We start from the raw sequence: 15461 nt of genomic DNA, 5'->3' as shown, positions 1-15461 counted from the left end.
CACAAAGCCCAAACCTGTTAGTATCAGCCTCTTTTTCTGGTGGGCGCGCTGTTCACCATCCCGGAGCCGCTACACGTAGCGTTACGAATTGCTCCTGGACACTTTTTAGGAGCCAACCATGAAGCAAAAGTACGAAGACTGGCTGAATGACGTCCCCGATAACCAAGAAGACGACGAAGATGATGAAATTATCTGGGTCAGCAAAAGTGAAATAAAGCGCGATGCCGAAGCGCTGAAAGATCTCGGCGCGGAACTGGTCGATCTGGGCAAGAACGCTCTGGAAAAGATCCCGTTGGACGACGATCTGCGTGCAGCGGTGGAACTGGCACAGCGGATCAAGAAAGAAGGCCGTCGTCGTCAGCTACAGCTGATTGGTAAAATGCTGCGCGCCCGCGATCCAGAGCCGATCCAAACCGCGCTGGATAAGCTGAACAACCGCCATAATCAGCAGGTGGCGTTATTCCACAAACTGGAACAGCTGCGTGACCGTCTGATTGAAGAAGGTGACGATGTGGTCCCCGATATTCTGGCGCTATATCCTCATGCTGACCGTCAGCAGTTGCGTTCTCTGGTGCGTAATGCGCAGAAAGAGAAAGCGACGAATAAGCCGCCGAAATCCGCCCGCCAGATCTTCCAGTATCTGCGCGAACTGGCTGAGACCACAGACTAATGGCAAAAGCGGGGTGAGGAGTCTATCTCACTCATCCCGTGTATTATCACCCAAGATAGTGAAGCCAAAATGGTGGTTATGGACATCACTGAATATGAAAAACAGCAAGAAACATTTGCCTTGCTGAAGCGGTTAGCCATGCACCACGTAAACAATCTCCTGCTCGGCTCCGCACCGTCCACCAAAATTAGCGGCTTAACGCATGCTGATAATCACGCAGAATCCCGCTTAGTCGCCCTACAGGTGCCGTCACGCTCGGGGGAAGCTGCTGTTCTGTCAGCATCTGCTGATAACGTTCAAGCTCGTCCAACAACTGCGTGAAATAGCGGCTGCGCGTAGTATCGCGCCGAGCTGAAATCACCTGCTCTGCGGTTGCACGAATCTGACGATGAAAGGCAGATAGCGCCGCATTTTGCGGAATATTCAGCGTTCTCAAACGTTGGTGCATGATGATCAGCCACAGCGCAAGGCGATACTTGGCAATATCGTCAGGGAAGCGGCTCAGCAGCAGGAACAGCTGTTGATACAGCGCTGGCAGGTGATTTTCTTTTCGCCGCACGGTGTTGGTCGTCAGTGCCGAGACTGCACCATACACAAAGCGGTTCAACAGCGTTCTCCCCGTATGTGCCTTGGTGTTATCTCGGATCAGCAAGATCACCATCAACGCCAGAAAACAGCCGATGATCTGGCCGATCGCGCTGTCCAGAAACTGGCTAATGTTGAACGTCATCGGGTTATCCAGTACTAGGATATTGATCGTACTGGCTAATGCGCCCAGCGAGCCCAACCGACGCTTTTGTACCTCAAGCCCGAGGAAGAAAGCCATCGCCCCCAGACTCAGGCACAGCAGCAGCATGCTTTGCTGCGTTGACGGCATAATAAACATGAACATCAATGCGCCCAGCGGCAGCGCGTAGATCGTCCCAAAAAGAAAATCCCTCGCCATCATCTGTGGATTCGGCAAACGCATGGCAAGCGACGTCACCACCGCAATCATCACCATACACACGCTGCCGGAAGTCCAGCCGGTACTTAGCCAGAACAGGCAGCCCAGCGCCGTCGCCACTCCGGTGCGTAAACCGTTGATCATGGCATGATGGGTTTCAGCCGAAGGCGCTTTGATTTCCACCTCGCTGTTCAGCACGTCAGCTTCTATCGTACTAATGCGTCCATTGGTCTGCACGCCCTTCGCCAGCAGCAGATAGCGCGTTGCCGCTCCAACCCAACTGACCAACGTAGGCGGCACATCGCGGCTATCAGCCGCAATCAAGTGACGTAATGCTTTCACACGGCAATGCACATCGCGGAGCGATTCAACAGGCTGATCCAACACCAATTTCAGGCTGCTTTTTACAGGGATAGGGACATCCTGCAACATCAGATAGGTTTCACACGCCTGTGTGATCATCGTGAGCGATTGCGTATGCAGCGATGTTAAGCGGCGATTGCTGTTCTGCCAGCGTGAAGACTCCAGCATCAGGCTACTGCGCATGCCATTTAACGCGGTCGTTTTACGCACCAGCGTATGCCATGCCGTATCTATCACTTCTCTCTCCGCCCCGCTCATGCTGAGTTGCAGTAGCCGATACTGATCCACCAGCAGTTCACCGATACTGCGGTCAACATCCTGCTTGATCGAGCGCGGTGAGAACAGTAAATCCGCCAGAATGGCGCAGACGATGCCCAGTACAATCTCGCTACATCGCTCCACGGCAAACTGCGGTGTCAGCAGCGGCGTTCCCTGTGTTGATACAATAATAATCAGCGCGGTATAACCTGCCAGCCCGAAGATATAGGCGTTTTCGACTTTAACCAGCGAGGAAACCCAGGTGCAAAGGCCTGCCCAAATACAGCACAGCATTAACATCACAACCGGTGCACGAACGGTGGCGATAATGATAATAAGTGCACCGATACAGCCAATAAACGTGCCGATGATGCGCAGAATACCACGATGGCGGATCGCACCAGAAAACGGTTCACCACCCGCAGCGAACGCCGGGCCAGCGGCGACAATTGCTGCCGTCAGCACCGACCAGCGCGGCGTTTCCAACTGGAGGTGAAAACCTAGAAACAGGGATAGCACAATCGCAAAGCTCAGCTTGAAGGCAAAGCGAGAACGCGCAAACTTTGGTGTGGTATAGAATCTGGATACTGCCAACGACGGGGTTTTCATCATCGCCTCTTAGCCAAACTCACGCAGGCGATAAAGCAGGCGAATGAGCGGCGACGGTTTTTTGTCGTTGTTAACCTGCTCGCCGGTAATCACCACGGTCGCCGTCGTGCCAGCCGGATAGAGATCGCCCATTTGTCGATCGAGACGGATTTTTACCGGCACACGCTGCGCCAAACGCACCCACTCCAGATTGGAATCCACGTTAGCCAGGCCTTTCGTGTTCGCACTGTTGCTGCTGTTATTGACCCCAGCCGCCACGCTATCCACCGTGCCGTAAAATATCTTTTCGCTACCCAACGGGGTGATTTCCGCACGATAGCCACGACGCACGCCTTCAAGTTTGGTCTCTTCCATGTACGCCAGAAGGTAAAACGAATTCTTTTTCACCAGTGCCACCGCCGTATTACCGCGTTCGATAAATTCCCCACTTTGCACATGAAGGTTGGTGACCCAGCCGTCGGCAGGGGCACGAACCACGGTGCGCTCCAGCTCCAGTTGCGCCAGCGATAATACCGCCTGTGCTTTAGCAAGCTGATGCGTGGCGGTTTCCAATGCATTACTGGACTGATCGATATTTTCCTGTGACATCGCACTGATGCCCAGTCGCGCCCGACGTCCTGATTCCCGACGTTTTTCCGTTACCAGCGCCTGATAGTAGGCAACATCGGCTTCCGCCTGCGCCACGGCCTGATGGTAGCGCGGCTGATCGATGACAAACAGCACGTCACCTTTGTTCACCAGTTGATTGTCCGTGACGCGAACATCGGTCAATAACCCGCTGACATCTGGTGCGATCGCCACCACATCTGCGGTAAATTTGGCATCACGCGTCCAGGGTGATTCGGTATAGAACGCCCAGACACGGAAGATTGCCACAATGGCACACAGCACAATCACCAGCGTGATGACCACGCGGCTCAGTTTTTTGATCAGCACGGCCTGCTGTCTAAACAAGGGTAAAAAGAACGCTTTCACAGACACCTCACAGACCGTAACGGAACAGTAAATAAAACAGACAGCAGAACAGCGCGCTGTTAAACAGCGCCGGATGCCAGACGAAGTCATAGATCCCCGTTGGTTGCAGCAGGCGGTTCACGACAAAAAACAGAGTCAGCGATACCAGCAAGACAAAAAATACGGGGGGAAATGACAGCCCGAACAGCACCATAACTGGGAGTGAACTCATCCTCTTTTCCTTTTTCTATTAGGTAACGGTAGCGAGCAAGTGTGCTACCGAGTGGTAAATTATGTCGTCTGGCGCGGCCTTTCAGCACCGACAACAGAGCCTCATCCCGCAGGCGGGCAACCAACGGATGGGATAACGTTAAACTGATGAATAGCGATGCCAGCAAGGGCTGACTAACGATGGGAAATCAGCGTATTACTCTAATTAGGTAAATAAACACAATCATTGAATGGCTCTGTTCTGCCCAGAACCACCGGATAGGCTATATTATGGATGCTTATTATCACCTTATCTACATAGTGTGATCTAAATCACTTTTAAGCCAGAGTGAATAATGGAAAGACTAAAGAGTATGTCGGTGTTTGCCCGCGTGGTGGAATTTGGTTCTTTTACCGCCGCTGCCCGTCAGTTGCAGATGAGCGTATCCGCCGTCAGCCAGACCGTCACCAAGCTTGAAGATGAGCTACAGATTAAGCTGCTTAATCGCAGTACGCGCAGCATTGGTTTGACGGAAGCGGGGAAAATTTACTACCACGGCTGTCGCCGCATGCTGCACGAGGCGCATGAGGTCCATGAGCAGCTTTACGCCTTCAACAACACGCCGATCGGCACGCTGCGCATCGGCAGTTCTTCCACGATGGCGCAGAATGTGTTGTCCACCATGACTGCCGCTATGCTGAAGGAATATCCCGGTTTATCCGTCAATCTGGTCACCGGGATTCCCGCGCCCGACCTGATTGCCGACGGGCTGGATATCGTTATCCGCGTCGGCGCGCTACAGGATTCCAGCCTGTTCTCGAAACGATTAGGCTCGATGCCGATGGTGGTCTGTGCCGCAAAAAGCTATCTGGCACAGCACGGCACGCCGGATAAACCGGCAGATATGGTGAATTTTTCCTGGCTGGAATACAGCGTACGTCCCGACAGCGAATTCGAGCTGATCGCCCCAGAAGGCATTTCGACCCGCGTCACACCACAAGGACGCTTTGTCACTAACGACCCGCAAACGCTGGTGCGCTGGCTCAAGGCCGGTGCAGGCATCGCGTACGTGCCGCTCATGTGGATCGTGGACGAAATCAATCGCGGCGAAATTGAGATCCTGTTCAACCGCTACCACTCCGACCCGCGCCCGGTCTACGCGCTCTACACCCGCAAAGACAACCTGCCGCTAAAAGTACAGGTCTGCATTAACTACATGACGGAATACTTCAAAAACGTCGCCCTGACATATCAGGGCTATCGACAGAATCATAGCGAGGAAAAAAAGTAGGTTTTGCAAAGAGGAAAATGCGAGGCGTTTCCCTCTTTCATACAAAACACATCCCGATCCCACCATCCTTGCGTTATATCTCTTCCCTTCGTTCAGGAAAGTAAAATCACATGGATAACGTACGAATAAATTCGTACAATATAGGTGAGGGATGGGATTTAAGAATGCCAAAAAGCAGCTTATTGTCTGTTTGCAGTCAGGTAATGTACTGCATGAGGCCAGAGGGAATATCAGCACGAAGAATTTGCTGGCAACCGGACAAATATCAATAACAGAACTCATTGATATTATTTATCAATCTTCGGGGTCGTTTTATTCCTCTTCACCCCACCATTTTGCAGCGCATATTGGTGTTCATATCATCCGCTGCCGCCAGCGGGGAATACCGTGGTATATCAAATGGTATTTTACCGAGCCGGATTGTGTCTTTATTAGCGTCCACCATTGAGGCGATGACATGAAAATTTTTAAAGTCGGCGATACCCAGTCCGCTCTCTGTAACACATGCCAGTCACTTGAAACTGCGACGTTTCAGCTTAAAGACGTCCCATTCAGTGATAACAGCGGCGTGGTGAGACAAGTTTTGGTTGGCGTTTGCGAACGCTGCGGAAATGTTGCCATCATCCCCCATCAGTCTACGCCCATGATTAAGAAAGCACTGGATGTGCAGCGTAAAGCGCTGGAAAGCAGGGTTCCCGCGCACATGATAGACATTCTGAATCTGGCAAGTTGCGAATTGGGTGGGGAACCGGATTTTATTCCCACGCTGATGAAATATTATCTGCATACGCTGGCGGCTGACCACACAGCAGCAAAAGACATTCCGCGTTTTCTGCAAAGTGATTTGGCAAGAGGAAAATCCGAGAAACGTCTTTCGCTTAAAGGCAGACATGTCGCGACAGACATTGACGTACTAAAAACCACGACCAATATCTCCAGCACAACAGACCTGCTAAAGGGCATTGTTCTCAAGATTAAGGAAGATGTTTTGGTACAGCGAGACGAAATTCACATCAAACAGCTTAAATCGATCATTGCTGCGGTATCCTGATATCGTGCTCCGCGACATAGCCAACCCAGAAAAAAAACCGCGCTAATAACGCGCGGTCTTAAAGGGTACTCAGGACTCAGAGCAAATTACGCGGTGCCGCCGACGGTCAGGCTTTCCAGTTTCAGCGTAGGTTGACCCACGCCGACGGGCAGGCTTTGCCCTTCTTTACCGCACACGCCGACGCCGTTATCCAGCGCCAGATCGTTACCAACCATCGAGATCTGCTGCATCGCTTCAATGCCGGAGCCAATCAGCGTCGCACCTTTGACTGGGGTAGTGATACGGCCTTTTTCGATCAGGTAGGCTTCGGATGTCGAGAAGACGAACTTACCAGAAGTGATATCGACCTGACCGCCGCCAAAGTTTGGCGCATACAGACCGTATTCAACGCTGGAGATAATCTCTTCCGGCGTAGATTTCCCAGCCAGCATGTAGGTGTTCGTCATGCGCGGCATCGGCAGGTGCGCATAAGATTCGCGGCGACCGTTGCCCGTTGGCGCAACGCCCATCAGACGCGCATTCAGCTTGTCCTGCATATAGCCTTTCAGAATACCGTTTTCGATCAGGACATTGTATTGCCCCGGAACGCCTTCATCGTCCATCGAAACCGAACCGCGACGCCCGGTCAGCGTGCCGTCATCCACCACCGTGCACAGCTCTGACGCAACGAGTTTCCCCATCTGCCCGCTGAATACTGACGTACCGCGACGGTTAAAATCACCTTCCAAACCATGACCAACGGCTTCATGCAGCAGTACACCCGGCCAGCCGGCACCCAACACCACTGGCATTGGCCCGGCAGGAGCGGCCACCGCCGACAGGTTAACCAGCGCCATTCGCACGGCTTCCTTCGCCCAGGCGTCGACGCGTGCTTCGCCGTCAGCCACTTCCCAGAAATAGTCATAGCCGCCACGCAGGCCGCCGCCGCTGGAACCGCGTTCACGTTTGCCCTCAGATTCAACTAGCACGCTGATCGACAGACGAACCAGCGGGCGCACATCCGCCGCCAGCGTACCGTCCGTCGCCGCCACCAGCACCAGCTCATACACGCCGGTCAGGCTGGCTGACACTTCCTGTACACGCGCATCGGCGGCACGCGCGACCGTGTCGGCACGCTGCAACAACGCAATTTTGTCCTCACGCGTCAGGCTATCCAACGGATTCAACGTTGGATAAAGCGCATGATGCGATACTGCACCCAACGTGTGCGCAGTCCCTGTACCTTGTTCCCGCACAATACTGCGCGCAGCCTGCGCGCTCTGATGCAATGCGTTCAGCGTGATTTGATCGGCATAAGCAAACCCAGTCTTTTCACCGTCAATCGCACGGATACCCACGCCCTGGTCGATATTGTAAGACCCGTCTTTAATGATGCGATCTTCCAGCACCCAAGACTCATGGTAGCTGGATTGGAAATAGAGATCGGCATAGTCCAGTCGACGTTCATTAAGTGACCCCAGCACAGCGGCGAGATCGTCAAGATTCAATTTATTGGCGGTGAGTAACTGCTCACTGACAAACGAAAGGCTCATAATTTTTCACTCTTTATCAGATAATCGGCTGAGTACGCTGCGCTGCCCCAACGGCATTATTCGCCTTTCTTCTTGTTCGGCTCACGCAGCACTTCCTGAATCTTTGGCTGATCGAGGCTACCGGAAATTTGGTAGCGAATCAGCGAAATCTTGTTCCATAGCGGTGCCAGCACTTTACTGGCAGCAAACACCGCAGCCCCGACAACCGGGTTAACAGCAAATGCGGTCGCTACCCCCACCGTCGCGGAAATTTCCGGGGCGATAACCGCTTCCATATTGACCTGTCGCTTAGCGAGGTCGAGATCGCCTTTTATCGCGATATCCGCCTCCAGACCGTCAACCAACATATCATCAGTATGTAACACGCCATCTTTAATCCATGCCGTGTTGCTAATTGAATCGAAGTAAAATCCACGACCAAACGTATCGCTAAAATCGAACCGCAGCTTACGCATCAGCGCATCAAAGCTCAATAAACGCAGCAATTGACCCGCCTGACCCGCCCCCACTTCGGCAATCTCACCTTTACCGATGCGCGTGTGCAATATTCCGCTCAGGCTGGCAATATCCGGTGCCCAAGGCGTACCGCGCCAGTACAGATCGTAGTCCACATCGAAAGAACCGGCTTTCAGCGGTGAATCAACGCCAAACCAGTTAGCGTTTTGCTCCAGATTCTCCCCTGTCAGGCGGCCTTTTAGCGCCGTCCGCACGCCTTCCGCGTTTTCCTGCCAGGAACCGTTTACCGTCATACGGGCTTTGCCCGTATCAATGATGCCATCCGTCAGCGTTAATTTTTCCTTTTCTGTCAGCAGCGTTCCTTCAATACGTCCCATATTCTGCCCGATAATCCAGCATTGGCGACAGTTAACCGCCAGCGACGGCCAGTCGTCGAAGCTGATGCTCGGATCGTTTAGCGGTGATTTTTTCTCTGCTAATGCAACTGGGTTGGTCGCTTCATTCCCTTTCCACTGAGGATTGTAGTAGAGATAATGGATGTCGCTACGCCATATGCCGCGATTGGGTATCTCAACCGTTCCGTCAATTTCGCGCCCTTTTACCTGCACTTCACTGCCAGCAAGCATATTTTTACGCGTGATTTCCAGATCGTGCCACTGCTGCCCCAGCAGCTGTAGCTCAGGCGTTCGCAACGTCACGGCTTCTGGAAAACGAAGCGTACTGTGCGCCTTTTTCCCTTCCACTGGTGTCGAAGCACGCAGAGAAGGCAAAAGCCCCAGCCAGCTTTCAGCATCCAGTGGCGGAAGATCGAGTACCAACGAGGAGTCTTCTGGCAATCCAGGCGCCACCGCTGTCCCTTTCTGCCAGCTTGCCCGCGCCAGTGTCACCGTGTCGCCTTTCAGCAGCCATTGGCTATTGAAGTGGTTATCCTTGCCCAGCCGTCCCTTCATCGCGAAACCATTCAGGTCGCCGCTGGCTTTTACCTCCAGCGGCAGGCTCTCGCCAGCGGGTTTATTTAGCGGGTTAGGTAAGTGACTACTTACTTTATTGAAATCAGTTTGTACATCAACATCATAAGTTGTCTTACCAGAATGCGGCAGGTTGACGGCAATCGTACTTTTCCAGCCTGCCGTGCCGGACAGGGCTTTGCTGGCCGATGCAGGTAAACCGGGCAAGCGCGCAGGCTGCCAGTCACCCTGCAAACCCACATTCACCAGAAAAGCCTTCGCGTGCTCTTCCGTCGTGAAATTGACCGCCATCGGCTGATTCAGCCAATTCGCCTGAAGGGTTTCACTGCGTAAGTTGCCGTTCTCATAGCGGAACTTACCCGTGAGATTCTTAATCGTGGTATCCAGCGGCTTGATGTAGAGACTGTTATTGTTCAGCGTAATGTCGCCACTGGCGTGGACGTCGTCACCGGCAAGCGGGATATCCAGATGCAGCGTCCCTTTCACCGGTCCGCCAATTTTCAGCTCATCCAATGCCGTACCCAGCGAGGGTTTCAGCGGCGTCTGATGAAAATAGTTCCCTACCTCAGGCCCCGGACCGTCCAGTTCGCCATCGACGAGCAGCATCTCTTTTTCATAATCGGGAATGACCGCGCTAATATTCTTGCCTTCCACCTTGCCCAGCCAGGCTTGCGGCGCAAACATCCACAGGCCGTTGTTGGCAAAATCCAGATTAATATCCAGCGGCGTCAGCGCAGGCCAGCCCGGCTGAAATTCGAAGGTAGCCTCTTTAACCGGCACCCAGACTTCAAACTGGCCTTCGTTATGCGTATAAGGGAAATGCTGCGGATTACCGGCAAAGATCAAGGTGGCGTTATCGACATGTCCGCCTTTCAGTGCGCCGCTCAGATAATCCACCAGTTCGGTGCCCATAAACCGTTCAGGATAATAGCGCCAGGCATCCGCCGCATCGGTCAGCCGAATGCCCGCCAGAATATCCAGTTTCGGTTCCTGCTTAACTGGCTGTTCATAGCGGAAATCGCCGTTAGCCCATAGCGATTTCGCCTGCACGTCCAGCCCATGGCTCCAGAGCGCCAGACCCTGTGCATCATTACGCCAGTCTATCGTGCCGCTGGCCTGTTTGATTTCCAGCGGCGCACGGAACATATCGACATAGGGCAGCGAGCTCTGCTTTAACGCGATGCTGACCTGACCGCGTTCGGTACTACCGCGGGCAGAGCCGGAGAAATGATCGACCCCCGGCAGCAATTTCCACTGCTTCCAGCTCACATCCTGCCAGTCGGCCTGAAAGCGGCTTCGCTCAGGCTGTTGCAGAGGGATATCAACAGCAACGGTATTCAATGTGCCCGTCGGTTGCAGTTCATCCCAGCGCGCTTTCAATTCTGGCGTCGTGCCGGACAGCAGCGGAAGCAGCGTGCTTACTCGCGCCAATGCCACGTTGCTGGCTCGAATGCGCAGCTCTTCCTGCCGATCGGGCCCTAACATGTGTTCATTCTTTGGCAGCCAGAGTGCGGAGAGCCGACCTTTCGGCCAGGCGACGCCATCCGTTGCCAGATTCAATTCAGGCACATCCACCTGCCAGCCATTTTCCTGACGGCTGACGTGCAGCGTCATATCATCCACATTCAGGCGATGCGCATCGCGGCCTTCACCCCAACCTGCCGTTCCGTGATTGAGGAACACATCGCCGCTGTGAATGTCACCATCACGGAGGTTGAGCCACGCTGCGAGACTAAAATCGGCACTTTCCAGCCCGGTTGTGCTTTTCATCCAGCGGCTAAGCCAGGGCTTCATATCGATATTGTCAGCCTGCAGGTAGAACGTGCCGTTGCTGAGCAGCCCATGATCGTCGTGCAAGTCCATACGCATCTGCACGACGCCGTGCTGACCATTAAAACTCGACAGGCTGATCAAGCCTTCCGCTCGGTGACGCTTCTCGGAATTCAGCCAGGTCAGTTGAGGAATGCTCAGCTCCGCGCGGGAACCAGAAGGGGTAAGAAAGGTAATGTGGCTGTCACGCAGGTCAAAGTGGTCAAACTGGCGCAGGAAAAGATCGCTGACCTTCCCTGACGCCATCAGCTTGCTATCCTGCTGCTGCCCAGTAAATTGGCTATTAATATCCAGTTTTAACTGGTGAAATGTGAGATCGCGAAACTGCCAGCGCCCGTGCAACAGCGACTGCCACACATCCAGCGCTAGCGTAATGCGGTCAACCTGCCAGTCCGATTCCGGCAGGGACGTGCGAAATTTTTCAATTTCCAGCGTGGGGCCAAAGGACTCCCAGCGCCCCGTCATCGAACCGATTTCTAACGGAACACCGGCAGCAGACTGCGCCCAGACCACCAGTTGTGGCCGGAAGTGATCGAGCTGTGGCAGCACCAGTCTTAAGCCGCTGACTAACAGCGCAACCATCACGACAAGAGTGGCACCCGTGATGATGAGTATTCCGGGCAGTCGCCTCACTAATTTCTCCTTCTTTCGTCGCCGACGACAAGCGCACGAATTTACATCATGACAACGTCAAACTGCTCCTGGCTATACAGGGGTTCGATTTGTACTTTGACCTGTTTGCCGACGAAAATTTCAACCTCAGCTAACGCGTGCGACTCTTCACTTCTCAGCGCTTCCCCGACAGCCGGTGAGGCATAGACCAGGAAACGATCGGTGTCATAAGCGTGGTGGACTCGCACGATTTCGCGCATGATTTCATAGCAGACGCTTTCGACCGTTTTCACCGTGCCACGACCATGGCACGTCGGGCATTCATGACACAGCACGTGTTCGATACTCTCACGCGTGCGTTTGCGCGTCATCTCCACTAACCCTAGTTGAGAGAAGCCGTTAATACTGGTTTTAACCCGATCTTTACTGAGCGCCTGCTCCAGTGAATGCAGCACCCGCCGACGGTGATCTTCGTTATTCATATCGATGAAATCGATAATGATGATGCCACCAAGGTTACGTAGACGCAGCTGTCGCGCAATCGCCTGTGTCGCTTCCGTGTTGGTATTGAAAATGGTTTCATCCAGATTGCGATGGCCGACAAACGCCCCTGTGTTGATGTCGATGGTCGTCATCGCTTCAGTCTGATCGATGATCAAATAGCCACCAGACTTCAGCTCAACCTTTCTGTCCAGCGAACGCTGGATCTCATTTTCCACGTCAAACAGGTCAAAAATTGGCTGTTTGCCCGCATAGTGCTCGAGTTTACGGGTCATCTCTGGGATATATTCGACGGTAAATTCCAGCAGTGCTTCATACGTCAGCCGAGAATCAATCCGAATGCGATCCAGCGCAGCACCGGCGAAATCACGCAAAATTCGCTGGGCGAGCGCCACTTCACCGTAGAGCTTACATTTGGTCTGGTTGCGCTTTTTGCGCTCCATCACCTTGCCCCACAGACGCTTCAGAAACGCCGCATCCTGCGAGAGTTCTTCTTCACCAATCCCTTCCGCTGCGGTACGAATGATGAAACCACCGTCATCATCACAATACTCGGCGACCGTCTTCTTTAAGCGCTCGCGTTCTGCCTCGCTCTCTATTCGCTGTGACACGCCGACATGCGATGCACCGGGCATAAACACCAGATAGCGCGACGGCAGCGTGATATCCGTCGTCAGCCGTGCGCCTTTGGTTCCCAGCGGATCTTTGACCACTTGCACCATGAGATCCTGCCCCTGACGTACCAGTTCGGCGATGTCACGGACGTGAAAATTCTTCTGTTCGTCACCGGCAACGCATTCGGTGTGCGGCATAATATCGGACGCGTGCAGGAATGCCGCTTTATCCAGACCGATATCCACAAAAGCAGCCTGCATGCCCGGCAGGACGCGACTCACGCGGCCCTTATAGATGTTGCCGACAATGCCGCGCTTCGCATCGCGCTCAATATGAATTTCTTGCAGAATACCGCCGTCGATATAGGCAACGCGCGTTTCTGACGGTGTGACGTTTACCAGTAACTCAGCAGTCATGTTTTCCTCTTGCACTCCGCAACGCAGCAAAATTACTGAATAGCTCATGAGTTTCTACCAGCGGCAGCCCAACCACCGCGTAATAGCTCCCGTTAAGCGACCGGACAAAGCATCCTCCTTTGCCCTGAATACCGTAAGCCCCGGCTTTATCCATCGGCTCTCCGCTGGCGATATACCGTGCGATATCCTGCTGCGAAAGCGGGCGGAAGACGACATCGGTTATCACCAGACAGCTCAAGACATCATCTTTATCTGCCAGCGCGACGGCCGTCATCACTTTGTGTGATTTGCCGGACAGTTGACTCAGCATCTCTGCCGCATGAGCTTCATTCTGTGGTTTTTCTAATACCTGACCGTTCAGTACCACAATGGTGTCGGCGCCCAGAACCGGTAAATCGGACAGTGCCGCTACGACACCGGCGGCCGCTTTCTCATGCGCCAGACGCCGGACATACACTTCCGCTGCCTCCTCCGGTAACCGCTGTTCTTCCACCGTGACATTGAGTACAGAAAAAGGAATATCGAGCTGCGTGAGCAGTTCGCGACGGCGGGGAGAAGCGGAAGCCAGATAAAGCTGAGTCATGAATCACCTTATTGCACAGTAAACTGACGACGAATTTTACGCATCAGCAGGAACAGCCACGGCCAGAGTACGCCATCAACGACGCTATTCCAGAATGTCTCCGGTCGGAAAGAGACATTAATAACTAAAAATTCTGCCCAGAATACCGTGAGATCCATCAGCAGCGACAACAACATAACGATTAACGCCTGCTGCCATAGCGCCATATTTCGGAATAGCTGGAATTTAAAAGCGACCAAATAAGCAATAATGCTCAGCGCCAGCGCCCGTACTCCTAGTGTAGACCCAAGAATCAGGTCCATAATCAGGCCTAATATAAATCCTGTGCCGACATTCACACGGTGTGGCAATGCCATCACCCAGTAAATGAGGAACAGCGTCAGCCAGGAGGGGCGAAACATGTAGATTTCATCCGGCCACGGCATAATCTGCAAAACCATGGCGATCAGAAAAGAAAGCCAGATAATCCAGTTGCCATGCCTACGATAACGGTTCATTGGCGGCCTCTCTGCGGCTCAGCGGTGGGCGTAGCGATATCAGGAGGAAGCGGCGGTCCCATATCGTTAGGCGACGGTAAAACCTGCGGCATCATCTGCATCAGACGCTCATTGGCAACCCGATGCACTTCCGCTGGCGGTAACGCCGTATTGGCGTTGTTTTCCACGCCCCACAGTAATAGCAGATAGCGCAGGCGCTGTAGCCCCGCAGTCGGACGTGCCTGAATAATCGTATAGGCTCGCTGCGTATCGGCCTTGACCGATGACACAACACCAACCGGATAGCCTTCTGGGAAACGACCGCCCAGACCCGATGTGACCAGTACGTCACCCACTCGGATATCGGTATTGTTAGGCAGGTGTTCGAGTTGCAGATCGTCGGCGCAGCCATTGCCGGCGGCAATCACGCGGATATCATTGCGTAGCACCTGAATCGGCAACGCGTGGGAAACATCACAAATCAACAAAACTCGGCTGGTAAACTGACCAACCGCCACAACCTGACCTACCACGCCTTTATCGCTGATGACCGGTTGCCCTTCATACACGCCGTTCGCCTGACCTTTATCAATCACCACCTGATCGCTGTAAGGGTCGGTTCCGGCGGACATCACCTGCGTCACCATTTTCTGCTCATCCTGACGCAGCGGCGAGCCGAGCAGTTCACGTAACCGCGCATTTTCCTGCTTGAACTGGCCTAGCAGCAACAGGTCACTGTTTTTCATCAACAGTTCTTGACGCAGCGCAGTATTTTCAAGGCTTAATTGTTCACGGGTTGCCAGTGAGGCAGACATATTGTCCAAAACCTGACGGGGTCCATTCGCCAGAAAGTAGAATGGGCTGACAGTGGTGTCCATGTACGTTCTGATTTTGACGAACGAACCGAGCCGACTGTCCGCAACGATCACGACAATCGCGGTAACGACAGCAAGAAAAAGTCGTAATTGCAGGGAAGGCCCCCTGCTAAAAAGCGGCTTCATAAAATTTGCGTATTCCTCGACAGCAACCTCAAATCGCACCTGGCGATTTTTAACGTCACAAAGCGATACCCCGTAGGGCGAATTTCATTGCTCAGGCAAATAAAAAAGGGGTAACCAC

At 53.4% G+C, this 15461-nt stretch carries 13 protein-coding genes; 4 read left to right on the top strand and 9 right to left on the bottom strand.

Annotation, left to right across the window (positions count from 1 at the left end):
- Positions 1–118: 118 nt before the first annotated feature.
- Entirely contained in the window at positions 119–670 is a 552-nt protein-coding gene (gene yjgA, locus DMB82_RS01335; protein ID WP_010681569.1) for a ribosome biogenesis factor YjgA, read from the top strand.
- Between the two features lie 187 nt (positions 671–857).
- On the opposite strand, the gene aaeB is transcribed toward yjgA, so the two are convergent.
- The 3 genes from aaeB to aaeX are packed head-to-tail and all read right to left on the bottom strand — an operon-like array spanning position 858 to position 4032.
- Positions 858–2846 (bottom strand): p-hydroxybenzoic acid efflux pump subunit AaeB, encoded by a 1989-nt coding sequence (gene aaeB / locus DMB82_RS01330; protein WP_116163548.1) that lies wholly within the window; start codon positions 2844–2846, stop codon positions 858–860.
- Between the two features lie 9 nt (positions 2847–2855).
- Positions 2856–3821: a p-hydroxybenzoic acid efflux pump subunit AaeA gene (gene aaeA / locus DMB82_RS01325; protein WP_102117076.1), complete on the bottom strand. Its 966-nt coding sequence runs from the start codon at positions 3819–3821 to the stop codon at positions 2856–2858.
- 7 nt (positions 3822–3828) lie between these two features.
- On the bottom strand, positions 3829–4032 hold the full coding sequence (gene aaeX, locus DMB82_RS01320) for a p-hydroxybenzoic acid efflux pump operon protein AaeX (protein ID WP_005975424.1): 204 nt from the start codon (positions 4030–4032) through the stop codon (positions 3829–3831).
- A 334-nt stretch (positions 4033–4366) separates the two neighbouring features.
- Between aaeX and aaeR the strand changes: the two genes are divergently transcribed.
- The 3 genes from aaeR to DMB82_RS01305 all read left to right on the top strand — a co-directional run bounded on the left by aaeR (position 4367) and on the right by DMB82_RS01305 (position 6353).
- Complete coding sequence (aaeR, locus tag DMB82_RS01315; RefSeq protein WP_039493083.1) at positions 4367–5302, top strand: HTH-type transcriptional activator AaeR; 936 nt, start codon at positions 4367–4369, stop codon at positions 5300–5302.
- A 151-nt stretch (positions 5303–5453) separates the two neighbouring features.
- Positions 5454–5750, top strand: a complete 297-nt coding sequence (locus tag DMB82_RS01310; RefSeq protein WP_116156360.1) for a hypothetical protein — start codon at positions 5454–5456, stop codon at positions 5748–5750.
- Positions 5751–5759: 9 nt separating this feature from the next.
- Complete coding sequence (locus DMB82_RS01305) at positions 5760–6353, top strand: hypothetical protein (protein ID WP_116156359.1); 594 nt, start codon at positions 5760–5762, stop codon at positions 6351–6353.
- Between the two features lie 86 nt (positions 6354–6439).
- Here DMB82_RS01305 and tldD read toward each other — a convergent pair whose 3' ends face one another.
- From tldD to mreC, 6 genes are read right to left on the bottom strand one after another with little or no spacing between them, the layout of a single operon-like run.
- Positions 6440–7885, bottom strand: coding sequence for a metalloprotease TldD (gene tldD / locus DMB82_RS01300; RefSeq protein ID WP_116163546.1), 1446 nt, complete (start codon positions 7883–7885; stop codon positions 6440–6442).
- Positions 7886–7941: 56 nt separating this feature from the next.
- Positions 7942–11772, bottom strand: a complete 3831-nt coding sequence (gene yhdP, locus DMB82_RS01295; protein WP_116163544.1) for an AsmA2 domain-containing protein YhdP — start codon at positions 11770–11772, stop codon at positions 7942–7944.
- Between the two features lie 41 nt (positions 11773–11813).
- A complete protein-coding gene (gene rng, locus DMB82_RS01290) occupies positions 11814–13283 on the bottom strand; it encodes a ribonuclease G (RefSeq protein WP_102119538.1) in 1470 nt (489 codons plus the stop codon).
- A complete protein-coding gene (locus DMB82_RS01285; protein WP_102119539.1) occupies positions 13273–13866 on the bottom strand; it encodes a Maf family protein in 594 nt (197 codons plus the stop codon). The genes rng and DMB82_RS01285 overlap by 11 nt, the downstream gene beginning before the upstream one ends.
- 8 nt (positions 13867–13874) lie before the next feature.
- A complete protein-coding gene (gene mreD / locus DMB82_RS01280; protein ID WP_012772977.1) occupies positions 13875–14363 on the bottom strand; it encodes a rod shape-determining protein MreD in 489 nt (162 codons plus the stop codon).
- Positions 14360–15343 (bottom strand): rod shape-determining protein MreC, encoded by a 984-nt coding sequence (gene mreC, locus DMB82_RS01275; RefSeq protein ID WP_116163542.1) that lies wholly within the window; start codon positions 15341–15343, stop codon positions 14360–14362. The genes mreD and mreC overlap by 4 nt, the downstream gene beginning before the upstream one ends.
- Positions 15344–15461 lie beyond the last annotated feature (118 nt).

This window comes from Pectobacterium aquaticum, from assembly GCF_003382565.3.
In the GTDB taxonomy this organism is placed as follows: Bacteria; Pseudomonadota; Gammaproteobacteria; order Enterobacterales; family Enterobacteriaceae; genus Pectobacterium; species Pectobacterium aquaticum.
The sequence above is the reverse complement of the archived record's forward strand: the minus strand, read 5'-3'. Positions and strand labels throughout refer to the sequence as shown.

Excerpts from the sequence above, each read along its gene's own strand:
- DMB82_RS01305 (WP_116156359.1), top strand. The coding sequence starts at position 5,760 with ATGAAAATTTTTAAAGTCGGCGATACCCAGTCCGCTCTCTGTAACACA.
- aaeX (WP_005975424.1), bottom strand. The coding sequence starts at position 4,032 with ATGAGTTCACTCCCAGTTATGGTGCTGTTCGGGCTGTCATTTCCCCCC.
- DMB82_RS01310 (WP_116156360.1), top strand. The coding sequence starts at position 5,454 with ATGGGATTTAAGAATGCCAAAAAGCAGCTTATTGTCTGTTTGCAGTCA.
- mreD (WP_012772977.1), bottom strand. The coding sequence starts at position 14,363 with ATGAACCGTTATCGTAGGCATGGCAACTGGATTATCTGGCTTTCTTTT.
- yjgA (WP_010681569.1), top strand. The coding sequence starts at position 119 with ATGAAGCAAAAGTACGAAGACTGGCTGAATGACGTCCCCGATAACCAA.
- aaeB (WP_116163548.1), bottom strand. The coding sequence starts at position 2,846 with ATGAAAACCCCGTCGTTGGCAGTATCCAGATTCTATACCACACCAAAG.
- tldD (WP_116163546.1), bottom strand. The coding sequence starts at position 7,885 with ATGAGCCTTTCGTTTGTCAGTGAGCAGTTACTCACCGCCAATAAATTG.
- mreC (WP_116163542.1), bottom strand. The coding sequence starts at position 15,343 with ATGAAGCCGCTTTTTAGCAGGGGGCCTTCCCTGCAATTACGACTTTTT.
- rng (WP_102119538.1), bottom strand. The coding sequence starts at position 13,283 with ATGACTGCTGAGTTACTGGTAAACGTCACACCGTCAGAAACGCGCGTT.
- aaeR (WP_039493083.1), top strand. The coding sequence starts at position 4,367 with ATGGAAAGACTAAAGAGTATGTCGGTGTTTGCCCGCGTGGTGGAATTT.
- DMB82_RS01285 (WP_102119539.1), bottom strand. The coding sequence starts at position 13,866 with ATGACTCAGCTTTATCTGGCTTCCGCTTCTCCCCGCCGTCGCGAACTG.